We start from the raw sequence: 254 nt of genomic DNA on the forward strand, positions 1-254 counted from the left end.
GCCCAGCAGCAATAAAAAGTTTGTCATGAGATCCTCGCAGTTGTCAGCGATGATGAAAAGCACCATGCGAGACGCGGATAGCGACTGCCCAAGCCTGTCTGACAAAAACTCATGGCGCGTCAGCCGTCTAAACAGTACGCAGTTGTTGGCGCAACACGAGTGCTGGACAGGGGCTTATAACGCTGGCATGGGCATCTGGGTACTCAATGACACGAAGCCTTATAAGCCGACCTTGGTGACCACTAGTGCGACTG

General features: G+C 53.1%; 1 protein-coding gene. It reads left to right on the plus strand.

Annotation, left to right across the window (positions count from 1 at the left end):
* Positions 1-64: 64 nt before the first annotated feature.
* Positions 65-254 (plus strand): DUF1176 domain-containing protein (locus AAEZ03_RS28185; RefSeq protein WP_350583252.1); only part of this gene is annotated, 190 nt, incomplete at its 3' end.

The organism is Pseudomonas sp. HY2-MNA-CIBAN-0224, assembly GCF_040310285.1.
GTDB lineage: Bacteria > Pseudomonadota > Gammaproteobacteria > Pseudomonadales > Pseudomonadaceae > Aquipseudomonas > Aquipseudomonas helleri.